Here is an 18821-nt window from a genome sequence, read left to right on the forward strand (position 1 = left end):
GAGAAATAATGCGTTATTTTCCCATATCCAGACTCCGATGTAATTAGATAACATGACCAGATATGGCTTACGAGCACGTGTAATTACACTAACTCTCGCTCCCACTCTCATTATTGGTTTATTACTGAGCGGTTTTTTCTCATTTAATCGCTACCAAGACCTCGAGAAACAAGTTATCACCACAGGTAATAGCATTATCGAACCGCTTGCCATTGCCAGTGAAACTCACCTACTTTCCGAAAGTCGCGAAGCAGTTCGTCGCCTTATCAGTTACGCTCACCGCAAAAATTCTAAACTCGTTCGCAGTATCGCGGTGTTCGATGAAAATCATGAGCTTTTTGTTACTTCTAACTTCCACCCCAATTTTGAAGCTCTGATGTTTCCAAAAGACAAGCCGATCCCTCAGTTAGGCGACTCGGAACTGTTTGAGAACTCTCTCATCTTACGTGTTCCTATTCTATCTGAAGGTCATTACCTATCAGAATTCTCCAATGAGAACCAAGGCACCAAAGCCATTGGCTACATCGCGGTGGAAATGGATCTTTCGTCCCTTCGCTTGCAGCAATACCAAGAGGTGTTCTCTGCGTTCTTGGTATTGATTCTCGGCCTTGGTCTCGCGAGTGTGTTTGCCTCTCGCCTCATGCATGATGTAACCCAGCCGATCACCCACATGAAAAACGTTGTGGATCGCATTCGCCGTGGTCACCTTGATGTTCGTATCGAAGGAAAAATGCACGGTGAGTTAGACCAACTTAAAAACGGTATCAACGCCATGGCGGTCTCGCTGTCGGAATATCACGTTGAGATGCAGCACAGTATAGACCAAGCGACATCAGACTTGCGTGAAACTCTTGAGCAGTTAGAGATCCAGAACGTGGAGTTGGATATCGCGAAGAAACGTGCGCAAGAAGCGGCACGCGTGAAATCCGAATTCTTAGCGAACATGTCTCACGAGCTTCGTACTCCACTTAATGGTGTGATTGGCTTTACCCGCCAGATGCTGAAGACACAGCTATCAAACAGCCAAACGGATTACTTGCAGACGATTGAGAAGTCGGCGAACAACCTACTTAACATCATTAACGACATCCTCGACTTCTCGAAACTGGAAGCCGGTAAGCTAGCGCTGGAAAACATTCCGTTTGAGTTCCGTGAGAGCTTAGAAGAAGTAATCAATCTACAAGCCACCAGCGCGCACGAGAAAGGACTGGAAATCACCTTGAAAGTGGATCCGAAGATCCCACAAGGCTTGGTAGGTGACCCACTTCGTATCCAACAAATCCTCACTAACTTGGTCGGTAACTCCATCAAGTTTACTGAGCGCGGTAACATCGACATCAGTGTGGAGATGCGCTCACAATCTGGTGATTCGGTCGAGCTGCAATTCATGGTGCGCGATACTGGTATTGGTATCTCCGAGCGCCAGCAAGCGCAGTTGTTCCAAGCGTTTAGCCAAGCAGATGCGAGCATTTCACGTCGCTACGGCGGTACTGGTCTTGGTCTGGTTATCACTCAGAAACTGGTGAGCCAAATGGGCGGTGAAATCAGCTTAACCAGTCGCCTACACCAAGGTTCAACTTTCTGGTTTACGCTGCGTCTGAGCTCAACAGAAATGCCAATGAGCGATCTAATTGAAGTCGAACTGCTAACAGGTAAGCAGCTGCTGTTGGTTGAGCCAAACATGCAAGCGGCATCAGTGACTCAGCAGATCCTAAGCCAAGAAGACATTCTGGTGACCTACCGCTCTTCATTGCCAGAGAACGACGAAAACTACGATTACGTCTTGTTGAACCTAGCTGCTAACCAAACCTATGACGAACAATCCGTTGCGACATGGATTGAGCAAGCAAAACGCATGGCTCCGAGTGTGATCATGGGTACGCCAAGTACTGAGTTGGCACTGGCAGATCAAGTGATGAACGATCATCAGATCCAATGTCTGACCAAGCCATTATCACGTCGTAAGCTTCTGCAAAGCCTGATCACCGACCATGTCGAAACGCCTCAAGCGGTGATTGCACCAATTGAACCCGTCGAGAATGAACGTCTACCACTGACTGTACTTGCGGTCGACGACAACCCAGCTAACTTGAAGCTGATCTCTGCGCTACTGAAAGAGCGTGTAGAAACAGTAACGGCGTGCAGCAATGGTCAGCAAGCGGTGAATCTCGCAACTGAGAAGAAATACGATCTGATCTTCATGGACATTCAAATGCCATTGATGGACGGTGTGACCGCTTGTCAGCACATTAAAGAGCTTGAGCTGAACAAAGACACCCCTGTGATTGCAGTCACTGCGCATGCCATGGCGGGCGAGCGTGACCGACTACTGGCTGCGGGTATGGATGATTACCTGACTAAACCAATTGAAGAGCACGTGCTGCAACAGGTTTTAGTCCACTGGAACCCAAATACCTGTACTGAGAGTGTCGACAAAATCGCGCCTTCTTATGTCGAACCAGTTGTGGAAGCTCCGCCATCAGTGCCAGAAAAGCCACAACAAGATGTCATTATCGATTGGCAAGCAGCATTAAAGCAAAGTGCCAATAAAGAAGACCTCGCTAAAGATATGCTACGGATGCTGATTGATTTTATTCCAGAGGTGGAAGAAGTGGTTGATCAATCCTTAGAACAAGAAGACTTTTCGCGTGATGATCTTATCCATGTGGTGCATAAACTTCATGGTAGCAGCTCTTACTGTGGCGTACCGAGGTTGAAGTCACTGTGTGCAACCTTAGAACAAGCCCTGCGCTCGGGTGCGAGTATCGAAGACATCGAGCCGGAAATGTTCGAACTGCAAGATGAGATGATTAAAGTCACCACGACAGCAAAGCTTTATATCGAGCAGTAGACATAAGTGCACCTAATTCGAAATCGCATCAATAAAAAAGCCAGAGCATCGACTCTGGCTTTTTCATATTCGCTTTTTAATTAACAGCCGTCAGGTGAGTTAGGATTCTAGGATCACGGTCGCAACCGCGTAATGACGCTCATCAGATATCGACAGATGGACATGCTTCACGCCCATCGACTCTGCCATTTGCTTTGCTACACCAGATAGGGTTAACACTGGCTTTCCAAACTCATCATTAGAAACCGTAAAGTCATGGAAAGTTACGCCTTTCGCAATACCTGTTCCTAACGCTTTTGAGGCCGCTTCTTTTACTGCAAAACGCTTAGCAAGGTAGCGTCCCTTTTGTTTCAGCTCGGCAAACTTTGTCATTTCGCCTTGCGACAGAATACGTTGTGCAAACGGCTCACCCGTCCTACCAAGCGCTTTTTCAATGCGCTCAATCTCTGCGATGTCGGTACCTAAGCCTAGAATAGCCATACTTCAATCTGACTATTTACGAGCTTCAACCATAATGGCTTTCATTTCAGCCACAGATTTTTCTAGGCCATCGAACACCGCACGACCAATGATCGAGTGACCAATGTTTAGCTCATAGATTTCTGGTAGAGCAGCGATAGGAGCAACGTTGTGGTAAGTCAAACCATGACCCGCGTTTACGATGATACCTAGGTCGTCAGCATAGCTCGCGCCTGCTGCGATCTTCTTCAGCTCATCTTGCTGATCTTCTTCTGTTGTCGCGTCTGCATAGTGACCAGTGTGAAGCTCAATGTAAGGTGCGCCACAAGCTTTTGCCGCATCGATCTGTTGACGGTCTGCATCGATAAACAGAGATACTTTGATGCCCGCTTCGGTTAGTTTTTGCGTTGCCGCTTTCACTTTTTCAAGCTGGCCAACAACGTCTAGACCACCTTCTGTCGTCAGCTCTTCACGCTTTTCTGGTACTAGGCAAACGAACTCAGGCTTAGTTTGCAATGCAATCTCAACCATCTCGTCAGTAACAGCCATTTCAAGGTTCATACGAGTTTGAATGGTTTCACGCAGAATACGAACGTCACGATCCAAGATATGGCGACGGTCTTCACGTAGGTGAATCGTAATACCGTCTGCGCCAGCACGCTCTGCGATTTCTGCTGCGTGTACCGGATCTGGGTATTTAGTACCACGCGCATTACGTAGAGTGGCAATATGGTCGATATTAACGCCTAAGTAGATTGAGCTCATTTTCCGTTACTCCGTGCTCTGTATGTCTGAATGAATAATTCACGACTTTTTAAAGGTTTGCCGCCAAGATACGGCTTTAAGGCCATACGTGTAAAGCGTTTCGCCGCTTTTAATTGCTCTTTAGTGACGAATCGCCGCTCACTGATTGCAATCAATTCATTCCCTAGAAATGTTAGGTTGTCGCGCCTTACCGAAGCGATGAATCCTTTTTGTTCGCGATAACGGTAAGTCATCTCAGGATCGACTGGCTCGCCTGTCCCGGCACAATGCAAGAAGTCAACGCCATACCCCATTGAAGACAAAAGGGCCAATTCAAAACGACGAAGCCCCGGCTCAGGGTTGTCACTCTGAGCCAATTCCGTTAGTGCATGCAGGTAATCATGAAATAAGGCAGGCATCGGTACTTCTGCCATTAACACGCGCCCAACTAATTCATTTACGTACATCGCGGAATAAAGGTTTATCCCGAACAACGGCAAGCCCAAACTGATTGGCTCAGCCTGACGTAAGGTTTTCATCGACCCCTTGCCGGACCATTTCAGCAATAATGGCGTGAAGGGCTGTAATGCCCCTTTAAGATTGGAGCGTTTGCTGCGTGCGCCTTTCGCCATCAATGTGATACGGCCATATTCCTCGCTGAATACATCAAGAATTAAGCTCGATTCACTATAAGGGCGTCGGTGCAATACAAAGCAGCGTTGAAAGCCTTCTGAAGACTGGTTGCTCATTTCAATCTGTGTGCCTAAGTCGGTAATAAAAAATAAGGAGCCAAGCGGCTCCTTATTCTAATCGATATTATATTTTAGTCGATGTTGGAACGAAGTGTCTTCGTTACCAAACTTACAAGCAACCAAACTTATAGATCGTCGATGTAACCCAGTGAGCGTAGTGCACGTTCATCGTCTGCCCAACCAGATTTCACTTTTACCCAAGTCTCTAGGTAAACCTTACGACCGAATAGTTCTTCCATATCTAGACGCGCTTCACGACCAATCGTTTTGATCTTCTCGCCGCCTTTACCAATCACCATTTTCTTCTGACCGTTACGTTCAACAAGAATCAGGGCGTTAATGTGAAAACCGTCGGTTTCTGGGTTGTAATCGAAACGCTCAATCTCAACCGTTACTGAATATGGCAGCTCTTCACCAGTAAAGCGCATCAGCTTTTCACGCACGATTTCAGACGCCATGAAACGCTGAGAACGGTCGGTTACGTATTCTTCTGGGAAGTGGTGCGTTGCTTCAGGTAAGTGGTCACGAACGTGCTTGCGCAGAACGTCGATGTTCTTACCTTGTTTTGCAGAGATTGGCACAACGTCAACGAAGTCCATTTTCTTAGACATGTCGGCCATGTGCATCATCACTTCGTTACGATCTTGCACGTTGTCTACTTTGTTCACACAAAGCACAACTGGGAAGTTCGACTTTTGAAGCTTAGTCAGCACCATCTCGTCGTCTTTGGTCCAATGTGTACCATCAACCAAGAAGAAGACTAGATTCACATCACTCAGAGATGAGTTAGCCGCTCGGTTCATCAAACGGTTAATCGCACGCTTCTCTTCAATGTGAAGTCCTGGTGTATCCACGTAAATCGCCTGGTAATCACCATCAGTGTCGACACCCATGATGCGGTGACGAGTTGTTTGCGGTTTACGAGACGTAATCGAAATCTTCTGACCCAAGATTTTGTTCAGAAGCGTCGATTTACCTACGTTTGGACGACCAACAATCGCAATGAAGCCACAGTGTTGGTTCTCTGGTGAACTTACTTCACCGTTTGATGCGAAGAACGCATCGATATCGAATTCGTTATCAGCCATTCGTTAATTGCTCAAGTGCCGTTTCTGCAGCCGCTTGTTCTGCCTTGCGGCGGCTGGTGCCTTTACCGATTACAGGCTTATCCACACCTGCTACGTCACACTCAACCGTGAACTCTTGGTTGTGCGCTTCACCTTTAATATTAGTCACTGTGTAGACAGGTAGTGGTTTTCTTCTGCCTTGCAGGAACTCTTGTAGGCGAGTTTTTGGATCTTTTTGTGATACGCCAGGCTTGATGGCTTCAAGACGCGAGTTGTACCAGCTCAGTACAATACCGCGCACGGCTTCAATATCACTATCAAGGTAAATCGCACCAATAATGGCTTCTACCGCATCGGCTAGAATAGAGTCTCGGCGGAAACCGCCACTCTTCAATTCACCTGGACCTAATTTTAAATAATCTCCTAGATCGAATTCACGACCTAGCTCCGCCAATGTGTGCCCACGAACCAAAGTAGCGCGCATGCGACTCATGTCACCTTCGTTAACTTTCGGGAAACGATGGTACAGATCATCAGCGATGACAAAACTTAAAATTGAATCGCCCAGAAACTCAAGACGTTCATTGTGCTTGCTATTGGCGCTGCGGTGAGTCAGCGCCAAGTTGATAAGCCCAGCATCCTTAAATTGGTAGCCGAGCTTTCTCTCTAGTTTCTCAATTGGAGAATTCATACTCTCTCGATATTTAAATGGTTAGTGAATACCACCGATGCGGTTGAAACGCACACCAGTTGGAATCCAAGAAGGTAGAACGCTATCTGCGCCACGTTCAAACTCGAAGCTGATCCAAATTGCGACAGCTTTACCGACTAAGTTAGCCTCTGGAACAAAGCCCCAGAAACGACTGTCCGCACTATTATCACGGTTATCACCCATAACAAAGTACTGACCTTGAGGTACAACCCATTCACTTGTGCCGCTACGAGGGTAGTAGTTTTCCACTCGGTTGCGGACGATAGGGTTAACCAAGATTTGATGTTCAACGTCACCCAACTTTTCATTCATCTGAATCAGAGGAATGCCATTTTGGATAAATTGGCTCTCTTCAACATTGCTCAGTTTAACTGGCTTACAAGCTGACTCACCTTTCGATTGAATACAAATTTGCTTGTCTGAAGAATAACGAACCGTATCACCAGGTAAGCCAACAACGCGTTTAATGTAGTCAATGTTTGGCTGTGGTGGATACTTAAATACAACGATATCACCACGCTCAGGTTTGCCTGTTTCTACTAGCTGATGACGCCACACTGGATCTTTCAATCCGTACGCGTATTTCTCCACCAAGATAAAATCACCTACAAGTAGAGTTGGCATCATTGAACCTGACGGGATTTGGAACGGTTCATAGATAAAAGAACGTAATACCAGAACAAATGCAATTACTGGGAAAATAGAGACACTATTCTCTACCCACCAAGGTTGGCTTTCTACTTTTTGCAGTGTCACTGCATCCAGACCGTTTGCCGTTTGCGCTTGAATCTCCGCTACTTTTGCTTGACGTTTTTTCGCAAACACCAACTTTTCCAGTAGCCAAACTACGCCAGTTACCAAAGTCACGATAACTAGAATCAGTGAGAATGTATTCGCCATTAAATTCCCTTATCTAAAAATACGAAAGTGAAAGAGCCGAAACCCTTTCACTTATTTTACTATCTAACGTCTTATGACAGACAAGAGTACGAGATAGTTCAACTCTAGTCTTTACCAACGTGAAGAATTGCTAGGAACGCTTCTTGAGGCAGTTCTACGTTACCGATCTGCTTCATACGTTTCTTACCTTCTTTCTGTTTCTTCAGAAGTTTCTTCTTACGGCTCACGTCACCACCGTAACATTTCGCGATTACGTTCTTACGTAGCTGTTTCACAGTAGAACGCGCGATGATGTGGTTACCGATAGCCGCTTGGATCGCGATGTCGAACATCTGACGAGGGATGAACTCTTTCATCTTCTCTACAAGCTGACGACCACGAGTCTGAGACTGATCTTTGTGCGTAATCAACGCTAGTGCATCCACTTTGTCGCCGTTCAGTAGTACGTCTACGCGTACCATGTTCGATGCTTCAAAACGTTGGAAGTTGTAATCCAGAGACGCGTAACCACGTGATGTCGATTTCAGACGGTCGAAGAAGTCCAGTACTACTTCCGCCATTGGGATATCGTAAGTAATCGCAACTTGGTTACCGTGATAAACCATATCCACTTGCACACCACGCTTCTCAACACAAAGTGTGATTACGTTACCTAGGTAGTCAGAAGGAACTAGGATGTTACAGCGCGCGATAGGCTCACGGATCTCTTCAATGTCATTAACCGCTGGCAGTTTTGCCGGGCTATCAACGTACATTGTCTCACCGTTAGTTTGCTCTACTTCGTAAACTACGGTTGGTGCCGTTGTAATTAGGTCAAGATCGTATTCACGCTCTAGACGCTCTTGGATGATTTCCATGTGCAGCATACCAAGGAAACCACAACGGAAACCAAAGCCAAGTGCTGCTGAGTTCTCTGGCTCATAGAATAGCGATGCATCGTTTAGGCTTAGTTTGCCTAGTGCGTCACGGAAGTTTTCGTAATCGTCAGAGGATACAGGGAACAGACCTGCGTATACCTGAGGTTTTACTTTCTTAAAGCCAGGTAGTGGCTTCTCGCTGCCGTTCTTCGCCAGTGTCAGTGTATCGCCTACTGGAGCACCTAAGATATCTTTGATACCACAAACAACCCAGCCTACTTCGCCCGTATTTAGAACATCAGTGTCCACTTGCTTAGGCGTGAAGATACCTAGGCGGTCTACGCCCCAAGTTTGACCTGTGCTCATTACTTTGATCTTGTCGTTTTTCTTCAGTGAACCGTTTTTAATACGAACCAAAGAGACAACGCCAAGGTAGTTATCGAACCATGAGTCGATGATCAGTGCTTGAAGTGGCGCTTCAGGATCACCTTCTGGTGCTGGAATTGCTGATACGATGTTTTCTAGAACGTCTTCAACACCTAGACCTGTCTTCGCAGAACAGCGGGTTGCTTCCATTGCATCGATACCAACGATTTCTTCAATTTCTTCCGCTACACGCTCAGGATCGGCTGCTGGTAGGTCAATCTTGTTTAGGATTGGTACAACCTCAAGATCCATTTCGATCGCGGTGTAACAGTTAGCTAGCGTTTGAGCTTCTACACCCTGACCTGCGTCAACCACCAGTAGCGCACCTTCACAAGCGGCTAGAGAACGTGATACTTCGTACGCAAAGTCAACGTGTCCCGGAGTATCGATGAAGTTCAGCTGGTACGTTTCACCGTCTTTAGCGGTGTAGTTTAGCGTCACACTCTGAGATTTAATGGTGATACCACGCTCACGTTCAAGATCCATAGAATCAAGAACCTGTGCGGCCATTTCACGATCGCTTAATCCACCACAAACTTGGATTAGACGGTCAGATAGGGTCGACTTACCATGGTCGATGTGGGCGATAATCGAAAAGTTACGAATGTGCTTCATAGATTTATGGGTGACTAACTCTTTACAAATAGGGACATAAGAAAGCTGTCGTTTGACGGCATTTCAATCAAGTTGGCAGATTCTACCCAATTTCGTTAACGGGCGCACCTTATTTAGAGTGTAGGACTCATTGAATGGGCTCACCAAGAACTCGAATCAAAGTAACTTGCCGTTTTGACTCGTCTTCCAGTGGACGTGACACGCGTTTAGCAAGCCACATACCACCAGCAGCAAATAGCACTGAAGATAGAATGACGATTCCCTCACCACCAGAGGTAAGAGGCGCTAACAGGAAGTGGCCGATAATAGCGCCAATAATCAAACCAAAAAGAGGGAGGAGGTAGACTGCCATGGCTGATTTGATAAGGCTTGATTCAGGAAAACCTATTTCCACAACCTGACCAACTTTAACGGACTTTCGAGTGCGCAAATGCCATGACAATGTTTTATTTCCCATTGCTTTGGTCACCACGCCTGTGCCACAACTTTTTTGCGACGAACAGCTGCTGCAACTGGTTTGTTGCTCGCAGCTAAGATCGATATCATATTGCTGACCGTGACGATGAACACCCGTCACGGTAGCAAGTGCAGTCATCATGGTTGTTCACTCTTTGTTACATCAAAAGTAACCGACTGCGCAATTCTTTGCGCTGTTGCAGGGGGAATATCACCAACAACAGAAATCTCATGTTCACCTTTAATGAAGCTATGTAATGTACGACGACCTTGACGAACCAATTGTCCCTTTAAGGAGTGCTGGTCTTTTTTAGCAACATAAACAGAGAAGTTGAATAAGCCATCAGAATATAGTTGGCTCTCCACCATTTGGTCTGTCACAGCCATGCGGTAGCGATTAAGCTCATTTGGCTCAAAACCTTCTGGTGTCCAACCAACATGCCAATTACTCGTACCTATATCGCCTTTTGGCATTGTTAATACGGCTGGCAATTGAACATCTTGTAGGCCACTCATTAACTCGGCAATTTTGGGATTTACCGTGTAAGAAATCGCCCTGTACTGCTCAAGCATCTCACCATCACGATCGACTAAATCAGCACGCAAAGGCAATTTACTTTTTTCATCTATCCAAAGCACATATGAATAACGTAAGCCATCTTTCGGTACAATTCTCAGTACTTGTGTAGGTACACCCGCTTCTCGCGCTCGGCCGATTTGTACATAGTCATAATACAAATTGAGCTCATCGATGTCAGTGTTCAGCATAGGCATGATCGGAGCCACCATTTTACCTGATTCAATGGTAAAAGGTTCTGCACCAGTCTCGACATAACTGACTTCTCGCCCACGTCTAATCACTTCACGTACAGGACCACTTAGATAGACTAAGTGAGCATATTGCTCTTCACCATGTGGCGCATGACGATACAACAAAGGCTCGATGCTGTTCTTTTTGATAAGGATGTATGAGAGCTCGTAGCTTAGGGTTTGGCTCGCTTCGCTCATTTGATGCAATAAAGCCTCCGCTGGCTTGTCACCAGCAAAGGCTTGTGGAGTCATCATACTGAACAGAGCGCAAGCGCTGATCAGAAGTTTCTTCATTCAATATCCGGAGTCAGGGAAGCACCTTGCTCAGAAGCTTCACTGTTAATTCTTAACTGCAATTCGTAGTCACGCAGCATAGCATGAACGCGTTTACGTTGCTCTTGCATATTCGCTTCACCAACAGAACGCTCTACGGATTCACGAGTTAAACTCACTGGTTCTGCACTACCGGCAAATGGAATAGTCTGCAAGACTGGTAATTGTTCAGCTTGCGGAAGTGACGGATCGCTCCCTCCATATTGCTGAACACCGAGTATCACCGCTAAAGACACACAGGCAGCCACGGCAACTTGACCAAACTGCGTTAACCAAGCAGGAAGCTGACGCTTAGCTTGTTGTGGTTCAGGTTGTGACTCTCTAGGTGCATCACCAATTGAGATTACGTTGGCACTGTGCGTATCGATGGCACGATGTGCTGGCTCATCTTCTAATGCTAACGCTACGCTTTCAGCAATATTCCACTCAGGCTTTGCTGGTGCTTCACCTCGCATGACATCACCAATCAGATGATAATGTTGCCAAGCCTCTAGACTATCATGGTCTTGCTCTATCTCTTTGATAAGAGCCTTATCGACCAGTTCACCATCCATGAGAGCTGAAAGTTTTTCTTTGTCAGCCATTATTTTCACCATAGTTAACTTGTACTAGCGCTGTAAAAGAGGTTTGATTTTCTTTTCCACCGCTTCACGAGCACGGAAGATACGAGAGCGTACCGTTCCCACCGGGCAATCCATTACTTCAGCAATTTCCTCATAACTTAAGCCGTCTAGCTCACGTAGAGTCATTGCTGTCTTTAAATCTTCAGGTAAAGCTTCAATTGCACTGAACACTACCCGTTGCAATTCTTTGGACAACGTTAAGTTCTCAGGGTTCGAAATTTCTTTTAAAGCGTTACCTGTCTCATAAAATTCAGCTTCTTCAGCATCAACATCCGTTGCTGGAGGTCTGCGCCCCTGAGCTACGATGTGATTTTTCGCAGTATTCACAGCAATGCGGTACAACCATGTGTAGAACGCACTTTCTCCACGAAAACTCGGGATAGCTCGGTAAGCTTTAATAAATGCTTCTTGTGCTACATCTGGAACATCACCAGGATTACTTACGTATCTGGAAATAAGGTTACATACCTTGTTCTGGTACTTAGTTACCAGCAGGTTGAATGCTTGCTTATCGCCATTCTGAACTCGCTCAATCAATACTTGATCGGTCAGCTGCTCGTTCATTCGAGCGGATACTCCTATTTGTTATGCCCCTACTCTTCTCAGATATGGGTACTAATTATGCAAAACGTAGTATTGACACCACTGCTTACTTGAGCACTATTGTGACTCTGGTGTGAATGAGAAGTTCCATGTTTTTTCAATTTTTTCGTCATGGCAATTTCACAACGTGATGTCGATATCCTATTACGCTCCCAAAGCCCTGCTTACACGATGCGCTAACAGGCATGCATCTGAGTGTGACTTGGGTATAATGGACGAACTTTACCCTAGATTGTGCTGGGTCAAGTTCAGAAAAGCAATGGAGTTGACAAACTATTACTTTTCATTTGCATAGCTAAAGCAAACAAGGCAAGACCTCCAATTAGAGAGCGTCTGCGCCCAGTGATTACAAACAAAGCGTACGTAATTACACAAAGAAAGAAGAGTGGCTCAAGCCACCAATAACATTTGCAATGATTTTAGCCTTTTGGCGACGGATGTCGTAAACATGGAATGCACATGAAGTGCAAACAATACACAAGGTAACCCTTTTACCTTAGCTTGGGATCAGAAAAGTTTTATGAACATGAACCGTGAACACGAATGTGATGTGTTAGTGGTAGGGAGTGGTGCCGCAGGCTTGTCGTTAGCATTGCGAGTTGCCAACCACTGTAAGGTTATCGTATTGAGCAAAGGCCCACGAAGTGAAGGCGCAACGTATTATGCTCAAGGTGGTATCGCAGCAGTATTTGATGAATCCGATACTATCGAATCTCATGTAGAAGACACCCAAATCGCGGGTGACGGTATCTGTGATGAAGATACCGTAAAATTTATCGCCGAAAATTCCAAAGAGTGCGTTCAGTGGTTAATCGATGGTGGCGTGCCGTTCGATCGTGAAGATGATGACTCCGACGACGAACCACGTTATCACTTAACTCGCGAAGGCGGTCACAGCCGTCGCCGTATTTTGCACGCTGCCGATGCAACTGGTATGGCAATGCAAACATCATTGCAAGACAACGCACACAATCACCCAAACATTCATGTCTTTGAGCGTCATAACGCGCTCGACTTGATCACTGAAGATAAAGTCGGGGGAGACAAGAGCAAAGTTATCGGTGCTTACATTTGGAACCGTAACGAAGAACAGGTAGAAACTGTTAAAGCAAAGTTTGTGGTACTTGCCACTGGCGGTGCTTCAAAAGTTTACCAATACACCTCTAATCCAGATGTATCTTCCGGGGACGGCATTGCCATCGCATGGCGAGCAGGTTGTCGTGTAGCTAATATGGAATTCAACCAATTCCACCCAACCTGTCTTTACCACCCAGAAGCGCGTAACTTCCTGCTAACCGAGGCTCTACGTGGAGAAGGTGCATATTTACGTCGACCAGATGGATCTCGCTTTATGCCGGACTTCGATGAACGTAAAGAACTTGCCCCACGAGATGTCGTCGCTCGCGCTATAGACTTTGAGATGAAGCGTTTGGGTGCCGATTGCATGTACCTCGACATCAGTCATAAGCCTGCTGATTTCATTACCAAGTACTTCCCAACCATCTACTCTCGATTGATGGATTTGGGCATCGACATGACCAAAGAACCAATCCCAATTGTTCCGGCCGCACACTACACGTGTGGTGGCGTAATGGTTGATCAAAACGGCCATACCGACCTAAAAAACCTATACGCTATTGGTGAAGTAAGCTACACGGGCTTGCATGGTGCAAACCGTATGGCTTCAAATTCACTATTAGAGTGTGTGGTGTACGCATGGTCAGCAGCCAAAGATATTCTTAAACACCATACCGAGGTTCAGATCACCACTAAGCTCCCATGCTGGGATGAGAGCCAAGTAACCAACAGCGACGAAGAAGTCATTATCCAACACAACTGGCATGAGTTGCGACTTTTCATGTGGGATTACATGGGTATCGTGCGTACTGATAAACGCTTGGAACGCGCACTTCGTAGAATTCAAATGTTGCAACAAGAGACGCATGAGTACTACAGCCATTTCCGTGTATCAAACAACTTGCTAGAACTGCGTAACCTATTGCAAGTGGCTGAGTTAATGGTGCGCTGTGCAATGCAACGAAAAGAGAGCCGAGGCCTGCACTACACTTTGGATTATCCAAATCAGTTAGAAAATAGTGGCCCGACGATCCTAACTCCTAACAAATAGTACTAAGCGGGAGCTTCGGCTCCCCTTTGCCACTGTCTGAGAATCAGGCAGAGTTGCCGATATTGCCGGTCGTCACACCCATCTCGCCACACATTTACCCGCCTACCACACTCAGTGACAAACGTAACCTTAAGAGCTTTGGCCGATAGATCCACTTTCATCAATGAAGAGGTCAACCTTTCACATTTCACAATGCCATTTCGATGGACAAACCACTGGCCTAAGCTAGGCTTTGCCACAAAGCCAGTACAATAGTGATACTGAAGAACCAGTAATAACAAATAAATAGATAATGAGAGTGGAATATTAGAAAGGACAGTCGCCCAAACCAAACCAGATAAAACCATCAGATTTAAGATTTGGGCACTTAATGAGGAGGTAACGGTGCAATTAACGAACTTTGCTGAGGTTGTGAGCGACAATTTTATCAACCATCGACGCATGACCTAGGTTTTCACTACGACCATGCCCCATTACCCACGTAAATAGATCTGGATCATCACATTCTAGTAGTGAGACAAAATCACGCTGCTCTTGTTCACTCAGAGCATCAAAGCACTCTTCAAAAAACGGCATAATCACCACGTCAAGCTCAAGCATGCCACGACGACAAGCCCATTTAATACGCGCCTTTTCTTCCGCAGTGTACATTCAGTATTCCTTCATAGATGTGTAGTTCTTAGTGCGGAGTGTAACAAGGGATGTGCGACGTCACTAGTGTGCGGGTCACAATATATTGCCAAGTCACTGCAAATCCTGATCGCATTTAGTAAACAAACGTTCAACTGAGTCAAACACCTCAAAATTGAGTGGGTATATTGAGTGCTGACAAATGCCGATTCTGCAATTAACATAGCTGAAAAATATCTTCAAAAGGCATTGTAATCATGGAATGGCAAACTCGCTTTTCACCGCTGAACTTATCGACACAAGACGCACTACCTAAGCTGTCTATCTCGCTATTGGATAACCTGGGCATGATCACCATGGTCGGTGACGACAAGAAGTCCTACCTACACGGTCAAGTCACTTGCGATGTGGTTTCTCTCGAGAAAGACCAAACAACATTGGGTGCACATTGTGATGCGAAAGGTAAAGTGTGGAGTGTTTTCCGCCTATTCCACCATAACGATGGCTACGCAATGGTTCAGCCGAAATCAGCGATTGAAGTGGAACTGAAAGAAATCAAAAAATACGCGGTATTCTCGAAGGTGACCATCGAAGAATCAAGCGAAGTGGTACTGGGTGTTGCTGGTGAGAATGCAGATGCGTTCATCTCAACACTAAATGCTGATTCCGGCGACGTACTTGCAATTGAAGGCGGCACAGCTGTCAAAGTAGCTTCAAACCGTTGGTTGCTTGCGCTTACAGCAGACGCAGCACAATCTATAGTTGAAAACAGCCAAGCAACACTGACCACAAATGAGCTTTGGACTCGTTTCGATATTGAAGCTGCACTACCATACGTGGCAGCAGACGCTCAAAACGAGCACATTCCGCAAGCACTAAACGTACAAGTGCTCGGTGGTATCAGCTTTACGAAAGGCTGCTACACAGGTCAAGAAACCGTAGCGCGTGCGAAATACCGCGGCACCAACAAACGTGCAATGTACATTGTTAAAGGTGCAACCGCTGAAGCCTTAGGTGAAGGTGCGATTGAATTGGAGCGTAGTGTGGGTGAAAACTGGCGTTCAGTAGGCGCATTGCTCACACATTACCAATTCAGCGACAACCAAGCGATGGGTCTCATTGTATTACCAAACAACCTAGACGATGACACTCGTCTGCGCTTGGTTGCTCAACCAGAGTGTGAATGGGAAATCGCAGCGCTACCGTACAGCCTTGACGATGAGTAATACCATTCATACCCCTTTGATGCAGTTTTTAGCGGACCAGAACATCAAATTCCGCCTTCTTCCTCATCAAAGACCAGCAATGACCATTGAAGATGCCGCGCAACAGCGCGGCATTCGCCCTTCTCAAATGGTCAAAGCAATCCTTTTGCGCGATATGGGGAACCAATACGCACTTGCCTGCGCGCCAGGTGACCGCAGTGTTGATCCAAAGAAAGTACGCGCCCTACTGCAATGTCGTCGTATGACGTGTGTTGATCAAGCGGACGTAGAAGCCATAACAGGGTACAAGATTGGTACTGTCACTCCGCTGCTATTGAAGCGCTATATGCCGATCGTATTCGACCCAAGCTTGCTCGAAGAAACAGAGATCACCATCAGTAGTGGTGATCGCATGGCAGGCTTAGCGATGTCCATCGATGATCTAATCCAATTGTGCCAACCAACCATGGCTGATATCTGCCGCTAACATGTAATCAAACGCAGGATTCTCACTCCTGCGTGATCTCACTCATATCTCTCCGATCACACCAAAGAATCTTTAGTCATTTTTAAAACATAAATAGTCACAAGTAAAAAACTCGTATATGCTGAATTCGTTGGTTAAGTTTTCAACAACAACTCAGCCAACGTAAAGTGAATCTGCTGACCAAGTGACAATGTTCATAACGTCAGATATCCACTTTTGTGTAATGCATCTGTGACTATTCGCCCGCCATTGCGGGCTTTTTTTTGAACTTACCTCAGCTTTCTATCTCTAACTCTATAAATAAGAAACGTTTGCCATGTGAGTAGCCCTTTAGTTTGTGCACGCTAATGGCCAATTTAAAACCTTCAGCAAACAATCATTTTCCTTCTATTCTTAATTCTGTAACAAAGCTATTGCTTAATGCTCACACTTGAAGGAGAAAAGAGAACAAGTTGGTTCCGGCGTACATATTTTTTTGGGGTAATCCTCACGTTAAATAAGATATGACACTGTCAAATTGTCGATGACAGCACAAATATCTAAAGCCATCGTTCTAACCTGTACTTAATACCATTGCTGTCACAATAATTTTTGCGTCAGAAAAGTAGAATACTAACGCTAGGTAAGAGATAAGGAAGAGTAAATATGAGACTGTTTAAGCGCTATACACCAGGTATGATTGCTAAACACATAAGTCGTCTTTTTAAGGGAAGAATCTATATTTACGGAGTCGGTAAGTTCGAGTTTGATAACGGAAAATTGATGTTGCCAGAGAAAGCTGAGAGGCGTCACTTTCAGGCAGTAAAAGAGATTAATCAAGAGATTATGAAACTCAGATGCGCCTACGCTTAGCTTAAACATCGATGTAATAAGAAAGGCTGGATAAACCAGCCTTTTTTGTGTCTTCCGTTCGTCACGCAATAGGCGTTTTTATTGACGCGCTAGTTCCGGCAAATTGCCTTTCAAACCCAATGCACGTTTCATTATTTCATCTTTTGCACCGGGCAGTTGCCCTGCTAGGCTCAAACCAATACCACGAACCAGCTTCTTGGCAGGATTCTCACCGGAGAACAGGTCACGGAAGCCTTGCATTGCCGCTATCATCTTCGCCGCTTCAGCTTTACGCCAACGCTCGTAACCACGTAGGTTACGTTTGGAGCCAATGTCTTGTCCTTGTTTCCACAACGCCAACACTTCTTGTGCTAAGCTAGCTGCATCCAATAAACCAAGGTTTACCCCCTGCCCTGCAAGTGGGTGAATGGTATGCGCTGCATCGCCAACCAACGCCACGCGTTCAACCACAAAGTCACGTGCGTAACGCATCTTAAGTGGGAATGCCGCACGTTCGCCAACCACTTCACACAAACCTAAACGCACATCAAACTCACTAGTTAATGCTTTATTGAACTCTTGTTCGTTCATCGCCAACAGTTGCTCTGCACGATTTGGTTCGGTTGACCAAACAATCGAACACATGTGTGGGTCAGACATCGGAAGGAACGCCAATGGACCATGCGGTGTAAAGATCTGGCGCGCAACGCTGTTGTGCGGATCAGCAGTTTTTACGTTCGCAACAAGTGCGCTATGACCGTAATCCCAATGTGTCAGAGGGATATCCATTTGGTTACGTAACCAAGAGTTTGCACCATCTGCACCAACGACCAACTTCGCTGTCATAGCTTGACCATTGTCGAGCGTTAGCCAGCTTTCTTGCTCACCTACCGCAAGTGTTGCACAACGAGCAGGCATAAACAGCGTTACGTTATCCAGCTTTTGTACTTGCTCTAGCAACGCCAACTGAATCACACGGTTTTCAACGATATGACCGAGATCCGGCTGAGCCATGCTTTGCGCATCAAATGCGATATTGGCGAAGCTGTCTTGCTCCCATACTTCCATCGCGTAGTACGGTGACGCTCGACGCTGCTCAATGCCTTGCCATGCACCAAGGTTGCGAAGGATGGTTTCACTTGAACGACTTAACGCCGATACGCGAACATCTGGCAGTTCATTTAAGGTGTCGTTTGGTACTGCGCCTTCGATAACGGCTACACGCAGGTCACTATCCTTAAAAGCGGCAGCCAATGCTAAACCTACCATTCCACCGCCGATGATGGCGATATCTACACTTTGCATCATTGCTTTTTGTTACCTAATTCGTTG

At 46.0% G+C, this 18821-nt stretch carries 18 protein-coding genes; 5 read left to right on the forward strand and 13 right to left on the reverse strand.

The window, feature by feature from the left end; all coding sequences use genetic code 11:
• The first annotated feature begins 52 nt into the window (after nt 1–52).
• A complete protein-coding gene (barA, locus tag J4N37_RS13395; protein ID WP_252041166.1) occupies nt 53–2851 on the forward strand; it encodes a two-component sensor histidine kinase BarA in 2799 nt (932 codons plus the stop codon).
• A 99-nt stretch (nt 2852–2950) separates the two neighbouring features.
• On the opposite strand, the gene acpS is transcribed toward barA, so the two are convergent.
• From acpS to rpoE, 11 genes are all read right to left on the reverse strand, one after another.
• The gene (gene acpS, locus J4N37_RS13400; protein ID WP_038885709.1) at nt 2951–3331 is read right to left on the reverse strand and encodes a holo-ACP synthase; all 381 of its coding nucleotides are present in this window, start codon (nt 3329–3331) and stop codon (nt 2951–2953) included.
• Nucleotides 3332–3343: 12 nt separating this feature from the next.
• Nucleotides 3344–4075: a pyridoxine 5'-phosphate synthase gene (gene pdxJ / locus J4N37_RS13405; RefSeq protein ID WP_010450273.1), complete on the reverse strand. Its 732-nt coding sequence runs from the start codon at nt 4073–4075 to the stop codon at nt 3344–3346.
• Complete coding sequence (gene recO, locus J4N37_RS13410) at nt 4072–4803, reverse strand: DNA repair protein RecO (RefSeq protein ID WP_005426504.1); 732 nt, start codon at nt 4801–4803, stop codon at nt 4072–4074. Before recO ends, pdxJ begins: the two co-directional genes overlap by 4 nt.
• Before the next feature lie 128 nt (nt 4804–4931).
• The gene (gene era / locus J4N37_RS13415) at nt 4932–5894 is read right to left on the reverse strand and encodes a GTPase Era (protein WP_005436447.1); all 963 of its coding nucleotides are present in this window, start codon (nt 5892–5894) and stop codon (nt 4932–4934) included.
• Nucleotides 5887–6564 (reverse strand): ribonuclease III, encoded by a 678-nt coding sequence (rnc, locus tag J4N37_RS13420; protein WP_005531649.1) that lies wholly within the window; start codon nt 6562–6564, stop codon nt 5887–5889. The genes era and rnc overlap by 8 nt, the downstream gene beginning before the upstream one ends.
• Before the next feature lie 21 nt (nt 6565–6585).
• Entirely contained in the window at nt 6586–7485 is a 900-nt protein-coding gene (gene lepB, locus J4N37_RS13425) for a signal peptidase I (RefSeq protein WP_010450279.1), read from the reverse strand.
• A 104-nt stretch (nt 7486–7589) separates the two neighbouring features.
• Nucleotides 7590–9383 (reverse strand): translation elongation factor 4, encoded by a 1794-nt coding sequence (lepA, locus tag J4N37_RS13430; protein ID WP_252041168.1) that lies wholly within the window; start codon nt 9381–9383, stop codon nt 7590–7592.
• Nucleotides 9384–9510: 127 nt separating this feature from the next.
• Complete coding sequence (locus J4N37_RS13435) at nt 9511–9981, reverse strand: SoxR reducing system RseC family protein (protein WP_010450284.1); 471 nt, start codon at nt 9979–9981, stop codon at nt 9511–9513.
• Nucleotides 9978–10943, reverse strand: a complete 966-nt coding sequence (rseB, locus tag J4N37_RS13440; RefSeq protein WP_252041170.1) for a sigma-E factor regulatory protein RseB — start codon at nt 10941–10943, stop codon at nt 9978–9980. The genes J4N37_RS13435 and rseB overlap by 4 nt, the downstream gene beginning before the upstream one ends.
• Nucleotides 10940–11566: a sigma-E factor negative regulatory protein gene (locus tag J4N37_RS13445; RefSeq protein WP_010450288.1), complete on the reverse strand. Its 627-nt coding sequence runs from the start codon at nt 11564–11566 to the stop codon at nt 10940–10942. Before J4N37_RS13445 ends, rseB begins: the two co-directional genes overlap by 4 nt.
• 24 nt (nt 11567–11590) lie before the next feature.
• Nucleotides 11591–12169, reverse strand: coding sequence for an RNA polymerase sigma factor RpoE (gene rpoE / locus J4N37_RS13450; protein ID WP_005449784.1), 579 nt, complete (start codon nt 12167–12169; stop codon nt 11591–11593).
• Nucleotides 12170–12728: 559 nt separating this feature from the next.
• Here rpoE and nadB point away from each other — a divergent pair.
• Nucleotides 12729–14336 (forward strand): L-aspartate oxidase, encoded by a 1608-nt coding sequence (gene nadB, locus J4N37_RS13455; RefSeq protein WP_252041172.1) that lies wholly within the window; start codon nt 12729–12731, stop codon nt 14334–14336.
• A gap of 390 nt (nt 14337–14726) precedes the next feature.
• Here the strand turns inward: nadB and J4N37_RS13460 are convergent, their stop codons facing one another.
• Nucleotides 14727–14987: an FAD assembly factor SdhE gene (locus J4N37_RS13460; protein ID WP_010450292.1), complete on the reverse strand. Its 261-nt coding sequence runs from the start codon at nt 14985–14987 to the stop codon at nt 14727–14729.
• A 236-nt stretch (nt 14988–15223) separates the two neighbouring features.
• Here J4N37_RS13460 and ygfZ point away from each other — a divergent pair, with 236 nt between their 5' ends.
• From ygfZ to J4N37_RS13475, 3 genes are all read left to right on the forward strand, one after another.
• Nucleotides 15224–16192: a tRNA-modifying protein YgfZ gene (gene ygfZ / locus J4N37_RS13465; RefSeq protein ID WP_252041174.1), complete on the forward strand. Its 969-nt coding sequence runs from the start codon at nt 15224–15226 to the stop codon at nt 16190–16192.
• Entirely contained in the window at nt 16185–16658 is a 474-nt protein-coding gene (locus J4N37_RS13470; RefSeq protein WP_182027286.1) for an aminoacyl-tRNA deacylase, read from the forward strand. The genes ygfZ and J4N37_RS13470 overlap by 8 nt, the downstream gene beginning before the upstream one ends.
• Before the next feature lie 645 nt (nt 16659–17303).
• The gene (locus J4N37_RS13475) at nt 17304–17510 is read left to right on the forward strand and encodes a DUF1107 domain-containing protein (protein WP_038881174.1); all 207 of its coding nucleotides are present in this window, start codon (nt 17304–17306) and stop codon (nt 17508–17510) included.
• 78 nt (nt 17511–17588) lie between these two features.
• Here J4N37_RS13475 and J4N37_RS13480 read toward each other — a convergent pair whose 3' ends face one another.
• Nucleotides 17589–18797 (reverse strand): FAD-dependent 2-octaprenylphenol hydroxylase, encoded by a 1209-nt coding sequence (locus tag J4N37_RS13480; protein ID WP_010450300.1) that lies wholly within the window; start codon nt 18795–18797, stop codon nt 17589–17591.
• Nucleotides 18798–18821 lie beyond the last annotated feature (24 nt).

This window comes from Vibrio sp. SCSIO 43153, from assembly GCF_023716625.1.
GTDB lineage: Bacteria > Pseudomonadota > Gammaproteobacteria > Enterobacterales > Vibrionaceae > Vibrio > Vibrio rotiferianus.